17 protein-coding genes and 1 tRNA gene are annotated in these 19,239 nt (G+C 45.0%); 17 read left to right on the top strand and 1 reads right to left on the bottom strand.

From position 1 onward, the window contains the following. The first annotated feature begins 32 nt into the window (after positions 1 to 32). The 6 genes from RIH33_RS06460 to RIH33_RS06435 all read left to right on the top strand — a co-directional run bounded on the left by RIH33_RS06460 (position 33) and on the right by RIH33_RS06435 (position 5,380). Positions 33 to 1,031 carry a GyrI-like domain-containing protein gene (locus tag RIH33_RS06460; protein ID WP_406654217.1) on the top strand — a complete coding sequence of 333 codons (999 nt, stop codon included), beginning with the start codon at positions 33 to 35 and terminating at the stop codon, positions 1,029 to 1,031. A gap of 302 nt (positions 1,032 to 1,333) precedes the next feature. Beyond that, positions 1,334 to 1,912, top strand: a complete 579-nt coding sequence (locus RIH33_RS06455; RefSeq protein WP_406654216.1) for a hypothetical protein — start codon at positions 1,334 to 1,336, stop codon at positions 1,910 to 1,912. Between the two features lie 246 nt (positions 1,913 to 2,158). Continuing rightward, positions 2,159 to 2,240 (top strand) — tRNA-Leu (locus tag RIH33_RS06450). Positions 2,241 to 2,447: 207 nt separating this feature from the next. Next, positions 2,448 to 3,206: a type IV toxin-antitoxin system AbiEi family antitoxin gene (locus RIH33_RS06445; protein WP_406654214.1), complete on the top strand. Its 759-nt coding sequence runs from the start codon at positions 2,448 to 2,450 to the stop codon at positions 3,204 to 3,206. Then, positions 3,203 to 4,132 (top strand): nucleotidyl transferase AbiEii/AbiGii toxin family protein, encoded by a 930-nt coding sequence (locus RIH33_RS06440; RefSeq protein ID WP_406654212.1) that lies wholly within the window; start codon positions 3,203 to 3,205, stop codon positions 4,130 to 4,132. Before RIH33_RS06445 ends, RIH33_RS06440 begins: the two co-directional genes overlap by 4 nt. A gap of 870 nt (positions 4,133 to 5,002) precedes the next feature. Continuing rightward, complete coding sequence (locus RIH33_RS06435; protein ID WP_406654211.1) at positions 5,003 to 5,380, top strand: SnoaL-like domain-containing protein; 378 nt, start codon at positions 5,003 to 5,005, stop codon at positions 5,378 to 5,380. A gap of 118 nt (positions 5,381 to 5,498) precedes the next feature. Here RIH33_RS06435 and RIH33_RS06430 read toward each other — a convergent pair whose 3' ends face one another. Then, a complete protein-coding gene (locus tag RIH33_RS06430; protein ID WP_406654209.1) occupies positions 5,499 to 6,077 on the bottom strand; it encodes a YceI family protein in 579 nt (192 codons plus the stop codon). A 160-nt stretch (positions 6,078 to 6,237) separates the two neighbouring features. Here RIH33_RS06430 and RIH33_RS06425 point away from each other — a divergent pair, with 160 nt between their 5' ends. From RIH33_RS06425 to RIH33_RS06375, 11 genes are all read left to right on the top strand, one after another. Continuing rightward, positions 6,238 to 6,807: a DUF3109 family protein gene (locus tag RIH33_RS06425; protein ID WP_406654208.1), complete on the top strand. Its 570-nt coding sequence runs from the start codon at positions 6,238 to 6,240 to the stop codon at positions 6,805 to 6,807. Between the two features lie 256 nt (positions 6,808 to 7,063). After that, positions 7,064 to 9,583: a methyl-accepting chemotaxis protein gene (locus RIH33_RS06420; protein WP_406654207.1), complete on the top strand. Its 2,520-nt coding sequence runs from the start codon at positions 7,064 to 7,066 to the stop codon at positions 9,581 to 9,583. A gap of 233 nt (positions 9,584 to 9,816) precedes the next feature. Further along, positions 9,817 to 10,374, top strand: a complete 558-nt coding sequence (locus tag RIH33_RS06415) for a chemotaxis protein CheW (RefSeq protein ID WP_406654206.1) — start codon at positions 9,817 to 9,819, stop codon at positions 10,372 to 10,374. A 60-nt stretch (positions 10,375 to 10,434) separates the two neighbouring features. Next, complete coding sequence (locus tag RIH33_RS06410) at positions 10,435 to 13,398, top strand: methyl-accepting chemotaxis protein (protein WP_406654205.1); 2,964 nt, start codon at positions 10,435 to 10,437, stop codon at positions 13,396 to 13,398. A gap of 41 nt (positions 13,399 to 13,439) precedes the next feature. After that, entirely contained in the window at positions 13,440 to 14,099 is a 660-nt protein-coding gene (locus RIH33_RS06405; protein ID WP_406654204.1) for a chemotaxis protein CheW, read from the top strand. A 4-nt stretch (positions 14,100 to 14,103) separates the two neighbouring features. Beyond that, positions 14,104 to 15,144: a chemotaxis-specific protein-glutamate methyltransferase CheB gene (gene cheB, locus RIH33_RS06400; protein WP_406654202.1), complete on the top strand. Its 1,041-nt coding sequence runs from the start codon at positions 14,104 to 14,106 to the stop codon at positions 15,142 to 15,144. A gap of 2 nt (positions 15,145 to 15,146) precedes the next feature. Then, the gene (locus RIH33_RS06395) at positions 15,147 to 16,841 is read left to right on the top strand and encodes a chemotaxis protein CheA (protein WP_406654200.1); all 1,695 of its coding nucleotides are present in this window, start codon (positions 15,147 to 15,149) and stop codon (positions 16,839 to 16,841) included. A gap of 6 nt (positions 16,842 to 16,847) precedes the next feature. Continuing rightward, on the top strand, positions 16,848 to 17,741 hold the full coding sequence (locus RIH33_RS06390) for a CheR family methyltransferase (RefSeq protein ID WP_406654199.1): 894 nt from the start codon (positions 16,848 to 16,850) through the stop codon (positions 17,739 to 17,741). Further along, positions 17,738 to 18,103 carry a response regulator gene (locus RIH33_RS06385; protein ID WP_406654197.1) on the top strand — a complete coding sequence of 122 codons (366 nt, stop codon included), beginning with the start codon at positions 17,738 to 17,740 and terminating at the stop codon, positions 18,101 to 18,103. The genes RIH33_RS06390 and RIH33_RS06385 overlap by 4 nt, the downstream gene beginning before the upstream one ends. Positions 18,104 to 18,257: 154 nt before the next feature. Then, entirely contained in the window at positions 18,258 to 18,860 is a 603-nt protein-coding gene (locus RIH33_RS06380) for a hypothetical protein (RefSeq protein WP_406654196.1), read from the top strand. Positions 18,861 to 18,878: 18 nt separating this feature from the next. Next, positions 18,879 to 19,238, top strand: a complete 360-nt coding sequence (locus tag RIH33_RS06375; protein ID WP_159584951.1) for a response regulator — start codon at positions 18,879 to 18,881, stop codon at positions 19,236 to 19,238. Position 19,239: the final 1 nt, after the last annotated feature.

The raw sequence follows: 19,239 nt of genomic DNA, 5'->3' as shown, positions 1-19,239 counted from the left end.
TATATTGAAAAAACTCAACCACAATCTCAAAGATGAAAGCAATTAAAATCGTAGGAATCATTCTGATGATTCTTGCCTCGGTAGTGCTCATAGCCATTTATTTGCTACCGGACAATGCCCATATGGAGCGTAAGATATTGATTGAGAGGCAACCTGAGGTAGTGTATACAGAGTTGATATCATTCAGAACATTCAACGAATGGTCACCCTGGGCCACCAAGGATCCCGCTGCAGCGTATCAGTGGGACGGACCGGTGATGGGCGTGGGGGCCAGGATTTCCTGGAAAAGTGCGGAGGTAGGCAATGGGTCCATGCAGGTCATTGAGGTAATGGAAAACCGCAAGGTGGTGAACCTGATGAAATTTGATGAATACGAAAGCGACCCCACGGCAGCCTTCATCCTGAATCCCGTGGACGGGGGCACTGAGGTGGTATGGACCTATGATGAATCCAATGTGAAGGGACTGGCTAAAATCTTCATGCTGGGTATTGATGGGTTTCTGGGGGAAGACTATGAGCAGGGGCTACTGGCGCTGAAAGATCGGGTGGAGTCAGCACCAGATTTTGAGTTTTCGATGAGCCTTAAGACCGTAGAACCCTTTCGGTACCTGGGCATCAGAGATTCCACTGTGAGTGATCCGGCGCTGGTGTCTACCATGATGGCACAGAATTATGGAGAACTCGTCACCTATATGTCCATACGCGGTGTAGAGGCCACAGGCAATCCCCTGGCTGTTTATTCAGATTACGGTGATGGTGACCTGTCCTTCATTTGCGGATATCCCATAGCGGCTCAGGAGATTGGTACCGGTCGAATTCAGCTGTTTCGGCAGGAAGGCGGGCCGGTCATTCTACTCAATTGCCAGGGGAGTTATGAAAATCTGGAAAAAGGATATGACGAAATCATGGAGTTTGCTGCTTTTTACGACTATGATCTGGTGGGTAATCCATGGGAAGAATACACCACAGACCCGGAGACCAATCCGGATACAGCTAGTTGGGCCACCAATATTTACTATCCGATACAATAAAATTTGGCTTTCTTTAAATGACCCGAGAGAATGTGTGGTAAAACTACTAAAAACCAATTTTAAGGCATTTTTCCCTGTGATTGTTGGAATATTTACAAGAATGATAAAAATAATACAATGCAATCGGAGATCATTGGGGGTAAATGATAGAATTTTCAATGAAAACCTTTTCGCTTTAATGAAAGTGTAAATATTTATTAATTAACCATTAATTCATTTAATAAAAGCATCATTTACTTGCGAATGACATCAGAATCTATTCAACTTTGTCATGTAATTCATAACGAAAAATGAATAGAACTATGAAACATTCAATCAAACACGTACTTGCACTATTAACAGTTTTTAGTGCATCAGTAGCCTACTCAGCAGACTCTGCTTACATGGCTACCATCTGTAAGGTTGTGGCCGAAGAGGATAAGTTATACAAAGTAATTTATCAGGCTGCAAATGAAGAGAATGTGACCATCCAGCTTTTCGACGAGAAACAACACTTAGTTTATAAAGAAAATATAAAGTCAGCAGGTTTCTCCAAAAAGTTTGATCTCACGAACCTCCCCGACGGGGATTACCAGATCCAGGTAAAATCAAGCGGATACGTTTTCAGCGAAGACCTGAAGATTGGAGACATTTCCAACTTTGTGTTTTCATTTGATCAGAAAGCTGACCGTAAGATTGCCATGGTAGGGTCTAAGGAGCAGGGTAAGTCCATGACCCTGTACATCCTGGATGAAGCCAAAGATGTGGTTTACAAAGAATCATTTGATCAGGACAATCAGGTGCACAAAAGCTTCAACTTCCAGAGTCTGAAGAGCGGAGATGTGACTTTCCTCCTGTATCACGACAGCAAATTAATCAAAGAAGAAAAGTTTGCTTTTTAAAAATCTCAAACTCAAAAGAACTAATAACGGGGATGTCAGTTTTGACATCCCTTTTTTGTTGTATTAATTAAATCATTTAAATACTTTTGCCATCCGTTTGTCGGCAGGGTCTGTGAAAGCCCTGATGGAATCCGTATGGAATCCGTTCCAACTTAAAGAAGCCTGAGTGGCGATCCCGATAGCTATCGGGAGGTAGACGCTCAGATTCGCCGGATTGATTGTATGCGTTCGGTGAGTATTTAAGAAGCCTGAGTGGCGGAACTGGTAGACGCGCACGACTCAAACTCGTGTTCCGCAAGGAGTGCCGGTTCGATTCCGGCCTCAGGTACAAAGGCCCCTGTTAACCATTTGGTTTTCAGGGGTTTTTTGTTTTTGGGTGACAAAACTATTTTCAGGGTTTATGCAGATCCGGGTGGGATCGGATCCATCTGGAAAGTTGGGTGAAAGGATGAGTTGATGTTTCTGTGCGATTAAAATGTAAATCGCCTCGATCTTTGCTTTGCTTTAAATTATTCCCGATATTTATACTCAGAGTATGAGTATTGAGAATAAAATAAAGATTCTGCTGGATCAGCACACTCCGGGTACGGTTTTTCTGGCCTCCTGGTTAGAGAAACTGGGCATCTCCCGAGCGCTACAGCAACGCTACAAAAGTAGCGGATGGCTGGAGCCTATTGGGCATGGGGCCTACATAAGACCCAAAGATAACATCACATGGCAGAGTGCGCTGGCTTCTATCAGCAAACAAACAGAAGCACCCGTGCATGTAGGAGCCATCACTGCACTGGCCGTTCAGGGATTTTCACACTACCTCAAGACTGAGGGTGAGACCGTGCATTTATTCAGCCATGGCAAGTATCGACTGCCCAAATGGTTCTTAGATTTCAATTGGAATGTACCTATTAAGCTACATCAAATCACTTCCATACCACGTGCTATTGGCGTAACTGAGCGAGAGTATGAGAAGCAAAGGATGACGATTTCAAATCCTGAGCGTGCCATAATCGAATGCCTGCTACTCACACCGCAAACCATAGACATGGTAGAATGCTATCACCTAATGGAAAGCCTGGTAAACCTTAGACCCCCTATGCTTCAAGAGCTGCTGGAAGGCTGTACCTCAGTGAAGGCCAAGCGCATGTTTCTCTTCTTAGCAGAAAATATCAATCATCAGTGGTTTGAATATTTAGATGTATCAGGAATCACATTAGGTTCTGGAGATAGGCACATTGTAGCATCGGGAGCTTTTGATTCCAAGTATCGAATTACCGTACCCAAAGAGCTTCATCTATGATTGATCCAAGGTATCGATCTCAAGTAGATTTATTGCTGTCCATTATTCCACTTGTGGCCAGAGAGAAGCAGTTGGCACTAAAGGGCGGTACCGCCATTAACCTGTTCGTTCGGGATTTGCCTCGATTATCCGTAGATCTTGATTTGCATTATATTGGATTTGAGGATCGTGAAACAGCCTTATCCAACATTCACCAGATTGTGGAACGGCTGTCGGTAAAGATCACCCAGGCCATTCCTGGCATAAGGGTGCAGCCCGTAGCGGGAGGAGATGGTCTGGATGTAAAGCTCAACTGTCAGTTGGCGGGTGCACAAGTAAAAGTGGAGATCAATATGACCACAAGAGGCGTGCTATATCCAGTTAAGACACTTACTGTGACTGATCGGGTTCAGGAAGAGTTTAGCAAGTTTGCGGCCATGCCAGTGGTTTCATTCGCAGAGCTCTACGGTGGCAAAATTTGTGCGGCACTCGACAGACAGCATCCTAGAGATTTGTTTGATGTCTATTTATTACTGAAGAATGGAGGTATTACTGATGAAATGAAGAATGCTGTGTTGGCGTTTACTTTGAGTCATAGGCGCACCATTCACGACGTTTTATTTCCAAACTATCTCGATCAAAGGCAGGCTTATGATCAGCAATTCCAAGGGATGTCCACCATTCCCTTTTCTTATGCTGATTATGAGCAAACCAGAATTGAACTGATAAGCACAATGCACCAATTGATCACTGATCAGGATAAAACATTCTTGCTGTCGTTCAAAAACTGTGAGCCAGAGTGGAATCTGTTTCCGGAGGAGAACATTCGGAATCTCCCTGCCCTAAAATGGAAGCTTCAAAACTTGCAGAACTTGAAAGCGTCCAATCCAGTCAAGCATAGGGCCATGTTGAAGGAGCTGGCGGAAAAACTTGAATCGATAGGATAAGTGGATGGTACGTTAAACATCGACAACCTTTCTATATTGAATTTTCATATTTCCATCCCTGAGATTGTCCTGTGATTGAGCAGCAATAGGATAACGGGTCTAAAAAGATTTTCTAAAAGAGAAAGGCTTTTTTGTTTTTGCAATGTTCCGCAAGGAGTGCCGGTTCGACCGAACATCGACCGGGCCTCTCTATTGAATCCATTATGAATACTATTTCTTCCAGTTCTCCTCGAATACATGGAACCTTGTATCAATCGAATTAATAGTCGTAATTTCTAAGATCCATCTTTTAAGATCCATCTTTATTAAAGGACGGACTCATGTTCTAGTCTTATTGTCTAGAATACTACGAGCGGGATGCCATAGCCATGTGATTCTCTGAAAAGATGAGGGCTGATTAAACCAATTTGTTCCCGGTTAATATTTTCTTTCCCTAAATGCAAGGTAGAGGCTTTCTAACTAAGCGTTGCACAAATATGTTTTTAACTGTGATATGGTGAAAAGGGGAATATGTGATTTTGCCCTGAAGTCGGCGTGGTTGTTATTTCTTTTGGGTTTATGGAACTAGTAATTCAATTTAAAATCCGAAAAGAAAGCCTTGAGATACTCTTGAAAGTTACCCTGCGCATATTGGTACTTTTGTGAGCTCAAGGAGTTTGTGAAATTTTGAGACGAGGCTAAACTTTTGCTTCGATTAAGTCTGTGAAGTCAACAAAAAAAAGCCCGGAATTTTCCAGGGCTTTTTTGTGCTATTTCTGAATCACCAAAATAGGTATTTCAGATTTAAGAAAGTTTTCAAAAAATGAGTGACATAGGGTTGTCACTTCACGTCATTTCTTTGAGTCATTATTCATTTTAATCATCACAACTATGACAACACAAGAAGTAGCCAACCAATTAGTGAAACTTTGCAGGGAAGGTAAATTTGAGCAAGTACTCACTGAGCTTTATGCACCAGACATTATGAGCGTGGAGCCAGAGGGGAGCACATGGCCTACGGTGCAGGGGATGGCCCAAATCATGAAAAAGGGTGAAATATGGACAAAGATGGTCGAGGAGGTTTTGGAAAGTGAAATTTCCGAACCGATCGTGGCGGACACCTTTTTTTCTATCACCATGAAGTCCAGGGTGAAGATCAAAGACGTGTCAGAGCCTATCCGAATGGATGAGGTATGTGTCTATCAGGTTCGCGACGGTAAAGTGGTATTGGAACAATTCTTTTACCAGCCTGTGATGCAAGAGGCCTGATCAGTGATTCATAAGGGCAATCAAAAACCAAAAAAGCCCCGGAAGTTCTCTAGGGCTTTTTTGTGCTATTTCTGAATCACCAAAACAGGTATTCAGGCTTATAGAATGCTTTTCAATGTTACTTGCTGGCTACGATGTTCACGGTCAGTTCAAAATCATCATAGATGGTTTTATCTCCCAGATTATCAAAAAAGCTGCCTGATCCGAATCTCACATCAAATTTTGATCGATCAATAGTCAGAGAAGCTGTGCCAGTCACCTGACCATCTTTTTCTTCCAATGAAGCAGGGAATTGAATCTCTTCGGTTTTGCCTTTAATGGTGATGTTTCCAACTACTTTGTACTTACCAGGACCTTGTGGTACGGCTTTGGTGATGACGAAAACAGAAGTAGGGTATTTGTCTACACCAAAGAAATCGTCAGATTTCAAGTGGCCTTCCAGCTTGCCTTTGTACTCTCCTGTCATGTCAGAGTCCTCTATAGTGGTCATGTCCACGGTGAAAGTACCCCCGGTCAGTACACCATCTGTGAATTCAAATGAGCCCGACTTCAGGCTAACCACCCCATTGTGCTGTCCGGTTACTTTTTTGCCCAACCACTCCACGGTACTGGCTTTGGTGTCTACTTTGTAATTGGCCTCTGTTCCTTCACCTGAAGAAAACAATAGGGCTAATGATAAAACGATTGATTGTAACATGTCTGTTTTGTGTTTCTATTGTTAAATTAAATGTACATACATATATGTAAGTACAAGGATAACGAAATGCGGGGTAAAAGAGTTTGGTTTTTTTAGAAAAAAAATATTCTTTATCGATTAAAGTGCATTCCAATACCTTTGTGCTGGTTAATAAGAAGGCATGATACAGATAGATCAAACACTCATTTCGGACGACATCAAAGAACAATTTTTTGTTTGTGACCTAGACAAGTGCAAAGGAGCCTGCTGCGTAGAGGGCGACCTGGGTGCACCGCTGGAGAAAGACGAGTTGGCAGATATGGAGGAGGTGATGGAGGTGGTAAAGCCCTACCTGTCTGCTGAGGCAGTCGCCGCATTGGAGTCCAATGGTGCCTATTTGTTGGATGAAGAAGGTGATTTTAGTACCACCACCATCGATAACAAGGAATGCGCCTTTGCCTTTTATGATGATAAGAAAATATTGAAATGCAGCATAGAACAGGCCTGGCGTGATGGGAAGACTTCTATTCAGAAACCCATTTCTTGCCACCTCTATCCCATACGGGTGGCCAAACTTCACGAATTCTTAGCCCTTAACTATGACCGCTGGCACATCTGCGCTCCCGCTTGCGAGCTGGGCGAAAAACTCTCGGTGCCGGTATACAAGTTTCTAAAGGATCCACTGATCAGACGATTTGGCCAGGAGTGGTACCAGCGTCTGTGTAAGGAGATTGAAGGGACTCAGGCCTGATCATGGGTGGGAGAGGCCCATTGAACGATATAGGAGCTCAAGAGGATTTGTTAATAAATCAGCCTGAATGTTATTATTTTATTATTGAAAATGATCAAACGATTCTGATTTGATAATCATTCGTCCCCTACTTTGTCCAGTTCATAATGAAATTATTCTGGATAGGTCTAATTGTCGTGAAATTGTCAGCTAAAATGTCTTCTTTTATAATGAGCAACCAGCAATTGCTCCATGTGCAAATACAAGCCTTTTAGTTATGAACTTTAATTTGACGATCAGGAGGAAGATGATGATTTTTATAGTGGGGGTTACGGTCCTTGTCTATATCATATCATTGGGGTACATAAGTTTTCAATTGAGAGCCAATGCCATAGACGAAGCAGAGAAACTCGCCGATTCTTACGCCCGGCAGAAGGCCAATGAAATCAAGGCGATCTTGGATGAAGACATGGCAGTGGCCCGCAGCATGGCGGACATCATCAAAGACTACACTTACATGAAGCGCCCGCTTCGCGATACCCTCCGAAAGAACCTGATGGTGAATATCCTGAAGCAATATCCGAAATATGATGCCACCTGGATGAGTTGGCAGCTTTGGGCCATTGAAGAAGGGTATGACAAGTCATACGGTCGGGAGCGGATGAACTTTTACATGCGTGACGGAAAGGTCAACTCGTCCTCAGAGTGGGCCAATCTGGATGGAGACCCCACTACAGGGGTTTACTGGTTTCTTAAATACAACCGCGATCACAGTGAAAAACTTTCGGAACCCTACTGGTACCTGGACTATGACTATTCCTCTGGTGCTACGGATTCACTGTTGGGAATATCTCCTACCGTCACCATAGAAATCGATGGCAAATTTGCTGGCGTGATCGGTACTGATATGACGGTTGATGATTTTGCGGGGGTATCAGAGGTAGATTATTATGACAATGGTTTTGCCTTTCTGCTGTCCAATCAGGGGGTGATCATTTCCCATAAGAATGAGAGTTTGTTCAGCCAATCCATGGACACCCTAAGTATTGTCAAAAAGAGCCCATACAATGTAAGAGAAAGGATTAAGAATGGAGATTCGTTCTCCTATCAGGTGTATGATGAAGACCTGGGTGAGCAGGTGTATGTTTCCTTTGCGGCCATTCCCATTGGCAGGTCATCCTTCCCGTGGTCTGCGGGTTTCGTGGTGCCGGTTTCAGAAATTACTGCCCAGTTCAATGCCGTGTTCATGGTTACCCTGATCGTCGGGTTGATTGGTCTCGTTGTGCTGATCCTTATCACTTATAAGATCTCTGCAGCCATTGCTCAATCTCTCGAGAAGTCCAGCTTCCTGCTTACTAAGTTGGCGGAGGGAGATTTATCCACCGAAAACCGACTGAATATTAAATCAAAGGATGAACTTGGCGTATTGGCGTCTGCTGCCAATGAACTCATGGATGACCTGATTCGCAAGGCGGAGTTTTCTCACTTGATAGGCAAGGGTAATCTGAATACCGAATTTACCAGTTCGGGTAAAAACGATATGTTGGGAATTTCTCTTTTGCGCATGCGCGAAAATCTGCGTACGGTAAGCCGGGAAACTCGGGAGGTAATTCAAAGTGCTGGTGAGAACGGTGAGCTAAAGACCGCCAGGATGAAGACGGATTGGGAAGATGGTGCATGGAAAGAGTTGAGTGATTCTGTCAATAACCTGCTGGATTCCATCTCCCTGCCATTTAATAAAATCAACACCATGGTGGATGCCATGGCTGCAGGTGACCTCACCGTAAGGTATGACGAGGACGCCAGAGGGGATGTGCAGGTAATGGCTTCTAGTTTCAATAAGGCGTTGGATAATATCAATGAACTGATCGAAAATATCGCCGGAATGGCCACCATTGTGAATGAGTCTTCCGTGGAAATGCGAACAGTGAGTGAGGAGATGACTTACAATACCAGAGAGATCGCCTCATCCATCTCTGAAATGAGCAATGGCGCACAGAATCAGGTGGTAAAAGTGGATGAATCCTCAGGTTTGGTAGAAGGGATTTTGCGATCTTCCAATGAAATGGGCGAGCAGGCAGAAAACATCAACGAAGCGGCACAGGGCGGCGTGGAGAATAGTGAAAAAGGTCAGAGCCTTGTGAAAAAGGTAGGTTTCAGCATGCGTGACATTGCGGCATTTTCCTCCGATACTCATGATTCGATTCAGGTATTAACCAGGCGTTCCAATGAGATATCACTGGCACTGGGTGTGATTACCGAAATAGCCTCTCAAACCAACCTGCTGGCCCTGAATGCCGCCATCGAAGCGGCTCAGGCAGGAGATGCCGGCAGAGGGTTTGCAGTGGTGGCTGAGGAAATCAGAAAACTGGCCGAGGATTCCAAAAAATCAGCGCGGGAAATTGAGCAGTTGGTAAATGATGTGCAGAGTGATGTAAGCACTGCAGCATCCGCCATAGAAATGATGAAAGCCAGTGTGAAGAGTGGTGAAGATGCCACCAACTTTGCGTCCGAAGCTTTCAATGAAATCACCAGTTCTTCTAATCATACACTCCTCATGTCAGAGGAGATTCGCAAGCGGGTGAAACAGCAGATTGAGGCCATTAAGAACGTGGTGACCATTACCGAATCTGTGGTGGTAATTGCTGAAGAAACAGCCGCTGGTACAGAGCAAATAGCCAGTTCTGCTACAGAACTGTCGGCAGGAATGGAGAGCTATGTACAGAAATCGCAGAGTTTATCAGACGTGGCGGCTGAGCTTACTGATCGGGTGAGTAAGTTTCGGTTGAGAGGATAAGTTTTTCTTTAAATATTTATGCTTTTTAGTAGGTGAAATTTTTCATTTTACTATTTTACAAATGTTTGAGTAAGGAGGTTTTAGCCGAATATTATTTCTCCGGGTGATGGAATCTGAGAATAATAGGACACTCTGAATCGTAAGTTTTTCGGAGGCTGAGCCATTGAGGAGTTTGATTTTTATTTGATTCCTGGTGGTTACATTCCCTTAGACAATATTTTAACGCAGCGAAAATGGTGGACGGAGACTCTACAAAGTCACATGGCATAGCTCAGTCAGAAAAGAGCTGGGTAGAAGCAGCCGCTTTAGGCAGGCTCAATCAGGAAATTTCAGAGACTGGGGAGGTAGAAAAAAACGAAGTACTCGTTGTCTTTCCGGTAGGGCGTGAGCGCTATGCGCTTCCCATAGAAAAAGTGCGCGAGGTGGTGAAAGTGCCCAAAATAGCCCCTGTACCTCAGGCTCCCGACTATATACTCGGTGTAGGCAATGTAAGGGGTAACGTACTGGCCGTTATTGACCTTGAAAAGAGGATCAATCCCAAGGCCCGGCTGATGGAGGATTTGGAAGAGGCGTTTATCATCGTGATCAAAGATGATACCTACCAGGCCGGTCTCATAGTGCGGCAGGTGCCTGACACCTTACTGGTTAAATCTTCACAGATCAATACCAGTTCAGCGGTGATCAATAACCTCGCACCCGAAGATCACTTTATCAAAGGCATTGTCAAAAAGGATAAGTCCATGATCATATTGGTCGATATTTTAGAGATGATCGAAGTGAAGGTGGAATAGTGCGATCAGGCCGACAAGATAAGTTTCCCCATATTTTTTGAATCCAACGCAACCCAATAGATGATAGAATTATTAAAGATTACCGGCTTTGTAAGCGCTATTTTGCTAGCGAGCACTTTAGCTATTTACTTCAACTTCAAAGGATCTTTCCTCTTTAGGATATGCCTTTTTTTTGTAGCCCTTTCTGCCGAGCTGTGCATCGTCGCCTATGCATCCGGCATGTACGGGATCGTCTATTTTATGTATGCCTCGCCGGTTATCATCCTTCAGTTTTACCTGGGCATGCGGTTTATCTTCAGGTATGTTCATTATCCGCTTTATCGGATTATCAAGCGAATCAATATGATGTCTGATGGCAATCTCGATGTTGATTTTCAGGAGCTGAAAACAGCCGGCAGAAAGGATGAAATTGGTCATATCTCCAAAGCGCTGGACAGCCACCTGGTGTTTCTGAAAAATACCGCTGGCCTGGCCAATGAGATTCGGGAGGGAAACCTGAATTCAGAGTTTAGCCTGAAAAGTGAAAACGATCTGTTGGGACAGTCCTTGCTGGATATGAGGGATAACCTGCGCACTATGCTCGGTGGGGTGGACGAAGTAGTGAGCCTGGCCGGAGATGAGGGTAAACTGGATGTGCGAATAGATAACCAAAACAAATCCGGAATTTGGCTCCAGTTGGGAGATTCAATTAATCAGCTTCTGGAGAACGTTTCCAGACCATTTTACTCCATCAACAAGATCGTCAATGCCATGGCTTCCGGTGACCTCACCCATCGGTACAAGGAGGAAGCCAAAGGAGATATTCTGAAAATGGCCAATAACCTCAACCTGGCACTGGACAACCTCGATGGGCTGCTTCATCAAATCTCTCAGAATGTGCTCACCATTGAGGAGTCTACCAGCGAGATGCGGGTCACTGGTGAGGAAATGAATTCCAACACCAACGAAATTGCTTCTGCCATTGCTCAGATGAGTAGTGGAGCCCAAAATCAGTTGGCCAAGGTGGATGAGTCATCCAGCCTGGTAGAGGAAATCCTTCAGGCTTCCCGGCGAATGGTGCTGAAGGCTGAGGCCATCAACAATGCTGCAAAGATTGGTGCTGAAAGCAGTGAAAAAGGGATCGGCATTGTAAATGGAGTGGTGAGCAGCATGGTGGAGATTTCTGAGTACTCTACCAAGACTAATCAATCGATTCAGGTACTCACTCAGAGGTCTCAGGAGATCTCAAGGACGCTGAGCGTGATCACGGAGATTGCCTCTCAGACGAACCTGCTGGCACTGAATGCCGCAATAGAGGCCGCCCAGGCAGGGGATGCCGGTCGCGGTTTTGCCGTAGTGGCAGAGGAAATCCGCAAACTCGCTGAGGATTCCCGGAAGTCGGCCAAGGAGATAGAAATATTGGTGGGAGACGTGCAAGCAGATACCCAGGTGGCAGCCAAAGTGATGTCCAATATGAATATGGTGGTGAAAAGCGGAGAGGAAACCTCCAGGTTTGCCGCTGAGTCCTTCAAGGAAATTCTTGATTCTTCCACAGAGACGCTTCGGTTCTCTGAGGAGATTCTCAATGCTGCCCAAAATCAAATCCAGAGTATTAACAATGTGGTTTCCATCACCGAAAGCATCGTGGTGATAGCAGAGCAGACCGCAGCAGGCACCGAAGAGGTGGCCAGTTCGGCTACCGAGCTTTCGTCGGGTATGGGCAGCTACAATGATAAAACCCAAAACCTTGCCCAGATCGCCATGGAATTTAAGGAGGGCATCAGCATGGTTCGACTATCGGGGCAGGCCAAAGAGAACAATGCACTCTTCCAAATGCGTGAGGCCTATGAAAAGGAGAAGAGCCTGTTGGATGCACTGCTCTCTAACATCCCGGATTATATCTATTTTAAAGACAGAGAAAGCAAATTCATTCGAAATAGCCTGGCTCACGTCAAGAGGTTTGGAATGGAAGATCCAAAACAATTGATAGGGAAGAGTGATTTTGACTTCCATGGAGAGCATGCCAGGGTATCTTATGAGGATGAACAAAATATCATACGGACTGGTGTCCCTATGATCAACAACATTCAAAAGGCGGATCTCAAAAATGGGGAATCCAGGTATATGTCTACCACCAAGATGCCGTTGAAGGATGTGGATGGAAACATCATAGGCACTTTTGGAATCTCCAGAGATATTACTGAAATGAGGCTGGCCCAGCTCAAATTTGAAGAGGAGAACAGGCTCTTGGCGGCATTACTGGATAATATGCCTGATTTTATCTACTTCAAAGATACCCAGGGACACTTCATGAGGGTGAGTGAGTCAATGGCGCCTAATTTTGGTGTAAAAGATGTGAGTGAAATCACCGGGAAGACAGATTTTGACTTTTTTGGAGAACATGCCAAAAAGGCCTTCAACGATGAGCAGAACATCATTAAGACCGGAGTCCCTTTGCTTAATCAGATAGAGAGAGAGGACAAAAAGGATGGGACTACCAGCTTTGTATCCACTACCAAGTTGCCATTGAAAGACCAGGAGGGGAAAATCGTCGGCACCTTTGGGATATCCAGAGACATCACAGACCTGAAGCTGGCTCAGATAAAATCTGAAGAACAGGAGGTGGAGCTTGAAAACCTTCAGAGGTTGGTGAAGTCCGGGAAGGATACGTCCAGGTTATTCAAAGAGCAGAAGGAATTTTTTGGAGAGGTGCTGAAGCACATCAACGACGCAGTGCTGGTGAAAACCCAAAGTGGTAAAAAGTATCTGACCAGTTCGAATGGCACTCAGGTATCCGGTGATGACTGGGCGGATGAAGGCCAGATCATCAAGAACAGAAAGCCCGTACAGCGGCTTGTGAAAGTAAAAACAGCGATGGGGGACACCTACCAGTTGGCCAGAAAAGCACCAATTTATTTGCCCGATTTGGAAGACTGGGGAATCCTGGATGTGCAAAGCGACATGGGAAATAATGTTGCAGATGAGAACAAATTCCTTGAGAGGATAAAAAAGAAGTACCCTGAGATTTTGGCAGATATCGACTAATTTCTTTGTAGATTAAAAATGGTGAGCAATCCGAATATAATATGACAGCAGGACGCAATCTTAAGAAAAAAAGCGCCCATCCTTCCAGTGCAGACAAGGGGAAGGAAGCCAAAGCCAAAAAGGTCTCCAAAAAAGAGGAACCAGCAGATAAGTCCTGGTTCCTGACTCAGGAAGAGCTGACCAGAAGATCTGAGCTTCACCGGCGGTTCAAAGAGGAGATTGATTCTCTCAAGGGTCAGCATGTACACCTCATCGTTTTTCAGTTGGGGCAGGAGTCATTTGCCATGGAAATCTCCAAAGTCAATGAAGTGGTGCCCACCGTACCCATTACCAAAATGCCGCAAACACCCCGATACATCAAAGGGATTGCCACCATTAGAGGAAAGGGCATTATCATTTTGGATCTGGCCGATAAGCTCGGTCTGGTAGATGCCAGTGAAGACATCAAAGCTCGCTCCGCCTATACCATGGTGGTGAGCACGGAGCGGTTTACCGTTGGTATATTGGTGCCTGATGTTCCATTCAATCAGAAAATTTCCGGGGACACCATTCAGTCCACCATTGATAACCTGTCCGAAACCTCTTTGGACGAAACTTACATTAAGGGACTTGTGAAGGTTCAGGGACAGATGGTCTATTTCATCGACATAGATGAGCTGATCGAGGGAGATAGACTGAAGGCCAGAATGATAACCAGCTAAGCATTTGACAGGCAAGATAAAAATATTAGTAGTAGACGATTCGGCATTCATGAGATTGCTGATCACAGATTTGTTGTCCAAAGACAAAGAGCTGGAAGTGATAGGATCGGCCTCCAATGGTAAGGAGGCGGTTGAGAAGGCCCTGGAACTGAAACCTGAGGTTATTCTGATGGACATTAACATGGATCAGTATGATGGGTTGTATGCTGTGGAGCATATCATGAAGGCCAATCCCATTCCTATAGTGATTTTGAGTTCGGTGGGAAACAGTAACCTCGATGTGGTTTTTGATGCGCTTCGGCTGGGAGCAGTGGATTACATCAACAAACCACAAAAAGGAGGCTCGAAAATCCGGGAGATCAATGCTGAGATTTTGGCCATGGTCAAGCGGGTGGCCCGTGCCAAGCCCCGGCCGACACCCATTGAAAATGATGGACTAAGCAAGTTGCCCCATACATTTGATAGCGTGGCCAGGTTCAATGTGATTGTGATTGGAGCGTCTACCGGTGGGCCGTCCGCCCTGGAGAAGGTCATTACATCCCTACCTGCCAACCTGAACGTTCCGGTGCTTATTTGTCAGCACATGCCTCCCAATTTCATTTTGTCTTTCGCAGACCGGCTGGATGCACTCAGTTCACTCAAAGTGGTGGTGGGGAAGCGTGGCATGATTCCCCAGCCGGGGATGGTCATTATCGCGCCGGGCAATGCCAACATGATCATGGTGAAGGGAGGAAAGGGAGAAAAAGTGAAAGTGGGTTTCTCCAAAGAGGAATACAAAGAGTATAACAACCCCTCCATAAATGCGCTGATGGAATCTGTGGCTGAGTGCTATGGCGAAAAAGCGATAGGGGTACTCCTCACCGGTATGGGACGTGATGGGGTGAAGGGGATGAAAATGATTAGAAATAGCGGGGGTATTACCATAGCACAGGATGAGTCATCCAGTATTATCTATGGCATGCCTAAAATAGCATTCGAAACCGGAGCGGCCGAAAAGGTCATGCATATAAAAGAAATTGGTGGATACTTGGTTAACTGTTTATAACATTGAAATCTAAGGAATCAGAATATAAGGAACTCTTTCTCATAGAAGCGAAAGACCAGATAGAAGAGCTGGACAAGCTCTTCGTGGAGCTGGAAAAAGATCAGTCCAATCAGGATGCCATTGATGGCATTTTTCGGATTACCCATACCCTGAAAGGTAATGCCATGGGTCTGGGCCTGGATGGCGTATCTGAGCTTTCACACGCTATGGAGGATGTGATGATCGCCATTCGAAATAAGCAAATCACACTAAGTAAAAAGCTTTTTGAAATCCTTTTCAGGGCCAACGACAAACTCACGCAGGTGGTGCGAGCCCTGGAGACCAATCAGAAGGTGAGTTACCTCGGGATCAAAACCAGTCTTTCGATCTTTCTTAAGAACGAGCTGGATAAAGGAGCACCGGCAGCCGCGCCCGGTGAAGAAGAATTAGAGCCTGCAGAAGAAGAAACAACCAAACAGGAAGGGCCGGCCCAGGTGATGTTTTCAGATGTCATCCAGATTCCTGTGAAGAAAATGGATGATTTGCTCAATGAGGTGGGGCAGCTCATCATCGAGCGCGACAGACTGATTGCCTTTAGCCAGGACATAGGGTTGGCCACTGCAGAGTTTGAGCGACTGAAGCGAATCAGCTCCAACCTACAGTATAGCATTATGAATGCCCGCATGATTCAGGTTGGATTTTTGTTCAATAAATTCCATCGGGTAGTGCGGGATGCCGCAGCTATTGAGGTGAAAAATGTTGCGCTGGTACTCAAAGGCACGGAGATAGAAATAGACCGCAACGTGCTCAAGGTGATCAGTGATTCGCTGGTTCATCTCGTGCGAAATGCTGTGAGTCACGGAATAGAGCCGGAGGCCAAAAGGGTAGAAAGCGGTAAACCTCCTGAGGGAGCTATTACCCTGGATGCACGCTATGAACGGGATCGGGTGATTATCGTGGTGAAGGATGATGGTGCGGGTATCGATCATGAAGTGATCCGTAAGAAAATCGTTCAGAAGGGAATGGTGGCCGATGCTGTGGCCAAAGACCTGAGTAAGGACGAAGTGCTGCGGTACATATTTGAGTCGGGCTTTTCCAATTCCGACAAGGTGAATGAAATTTCCGGACGTGGTGTGGGCATGGATGTGGTGAAGAAGGCCGTTGAGTCCATCGGTGGTCAGGTGCGTATAGAGACAGAAGTGGGCGCAGGTACCACGGTTAACCTCCATGTGCCATCGTCATTGGCGCTTAAGGGCACCTTGCTCTTCGATGTAGGGGGGCAGGAGTACGCCATGGCACTTTCATACACAGAAGCCGTGGTGACCATTGCCAGAAGTGAAATCAATAAACTCAGTGGGGGACTGATGGCCAAATATCAGGACGAAGCGATCTCTATTGTTTTCCTGAAGGATATTTTGGAAATGAGAAGTTTGGACGAAATAAGTCGCCGTGGCAGTCTGCAGAAGAGTTTCGAACTGAGTGAGGAGGAGGATGTTTTTAACGTGATCATCGTATCCTACATGGGCCAGACCACAGGGGTGATTGTAGATAAAGTCCTTCAGCAGAAAGAGATCATCGAAAAACCTCTGGCCAAACCAATTAACAAAACTAAATTACTAAGCGGCACCACGATACTGGGAAGTGGAAATGTATGCCCGGTAATAGATATAGCAGCTCTCACCGACCTGATTCATCTAAAAGTCCTCCAAACCAAATAATTCTAAATGAAGGAATCAGTAAGTATCTTTTCCGGTGAAGCAAAGCCTCTCGAGTTGATTACCGACGAAGAAATGAGTGCCTTGATGGTGGCGATCAAAAACCGATATGGACTTGATTTTACCAATTATGAGAAGGCATCTTTGAAGCGAGGGGTGAACCGGCTCATGATGAAGCATCGCATGGATTCTTCACTTGACCTCTGGGGACGAATCCTTAAGGATCATGATTTCTTCATGAGTGCCATCGATGATCTGCTGGTGAACCTTACAGAGCTTTTCAGAAACCCCGACGTATGGATTAAACTTCGCGACGAGATTCTTGAGCGATTCAAAGGAGAATCACTCAAAATATGGCACGCTGGCTGCTCCACGGGGGAGGAGGTCTACACCATGGCCATTGTCTTAGAAGAAAAAGGGCTCCTGGGCCGGACAAAAATCGCGGCCTCTGACCTCAGCACAAAAGCGCTGAAAAAAGCTAGAGATGGAGAATACTCTCTGGAGGTCATCAAACCTTATTTGACTCCTTTTTTGAAATTCTTTCCTGACCGCAAGCTGGAAGACTACTTTGAGTTTCACGACAGGCATGCGGCCATTAAATCTCACTATAAGCGGAACGTTACCTTCGAAAGGCACAACCTTGTCCATGATCCGGTAACTGGTGAGTACGACATCATTTTTTGCAGAAATGTGATGATCTATTTCGATGAGCAGCTGAAGCTGAAGGTTCTCAACCTGTTTTATAAAAGTCTGAAGCCCAATGGCTACCTGATCATCGGATACTATGACATAATGCCGGATTCGGGAAAATTATTGTTTCAGGTAGAGGACATTCGCACCAGAGTCTATCGGAAAAAAGAAGTGAAAGGGAGTATACAAAAACCAAAATTTGAGAAAAGATGAGCAAGACCATACTCATAGTTGACGATTCTGGATACTCCAGATCTACCATTAAGGGAATTTTAGTGAGCGCTGGCTATCAGGTGATTGGAGAGGCAAAAGACGGGGTTGAGGCCCTGGATAAAATAGTAGAGTTGGATCCGGATTTGATAACCCTGGATAACATATTGCCGGATATGACCGGATTGGAGATCTTACGGGCGCTCAAGGAGCAGGGCATTTCACGTACCGTTATTATGGTGAGTGCGGTGGGACAACAATCTGCGATTCAGGAGGGCCTGGATCTTGGTATTAAAGCTTATATTACCAAACCGTTTGATCCGAAGGAATTATTGGAGGAGGTGAGAAAATCTTTGACCGCATAGGATTAAAATAGGTACGGATGGGTTAGATTGTTGGCGATTGAGAAGATTACTGCATCAATCAACTGATTCAACGACTAATTAAGCCGTTCGGTCAAAGAGACTTTGACCAATAGGAATAAATTAAACAGATTGCTATAGATAATTTTAATTTTTGATGTTGGATAAACTGAACGAAAACGAACTGGAAATAGCCTCAAAGCTGGTCTTTGATGGACTATCGATGGCCAAAAAATCGATGGAGCAGATTTTGCAGAGCCCCATTTCCATAGAGAAGATCGACTACAGCAGTAGTGTAGATGTTCCCCTTCCCAAATTTGAAGATTTGGATGGCCAAAGCGTGCATGTGATCAAAACCAAGTTGATTGGTGAGCTCAAAGGTACCAGTCACCTTATTTTCAGAGAAGATGAGGTGGCCAAGGTCTTTAAAGCCTGCCTGCCTGCCAAACTGATCGATAGTGATACCCCTGAAAGCAGGATGATGAAAATTGGTTTTCTCACCGAAATCGATAATATGATGGCGGCTGCGGTGATCACAGAATTTTCAAATTTTTTGGGCTTGGAAATATACGGTCATGTACCTTCGCTGAATGTTGTGAAATCTACTGAGGTCAATAGCTATTTGGAAAAGGAAGCAGGCGAGTTTGATGCTATTATTCGTTTCAAGGCTATTTTCCACGGCGTTGAATTAGACATTGCACCTGATTTCGTTTGGATTTTTCAGGAGGAGTTTGTGGATAAAATCAGAGATTTAGTTTGATAAACAGGGTAAAATATCATGAGTAAGAGAGTACTAATAGTAGACGATTCAATTTATATGCGGTCATTGATCCGCACAGCGTTGGAAGAGGCCGGAATGGAGATTGTGGGCGAAGCAAAAGATGGAGAAGGAGCTATAGACATAGCCCTGGAGCAGCAGCCGGACCTGATTACCCTGGATAACATCCTCCCTGATATGATGGGCTTTGAGATATTGAAAGTCCTCCGGGATGAGGGATTGGAATCAAAAGTGATAATGATCAGTGCTGTTGGTCAGCAAACAGTTGTAAACAAAGGTAAAGAATTGGGAGCGGCTGACTATATTGTTAAACCATTTACGTCAGAAGAGCTGATTGCAGTGGTTAACAGAATAATGTAAA

Source organism: Marinoscillum sp. (assembly GCF_040222955.1).
Lineage (GTDB): Bacteria > Bacteroidota > Bacteroidia > Cytophagales > Cyclobacteriaceae > Marinoscillum.
This window is presented reverse-complemented; position numbering and strand designations above follow the sequence as displayed.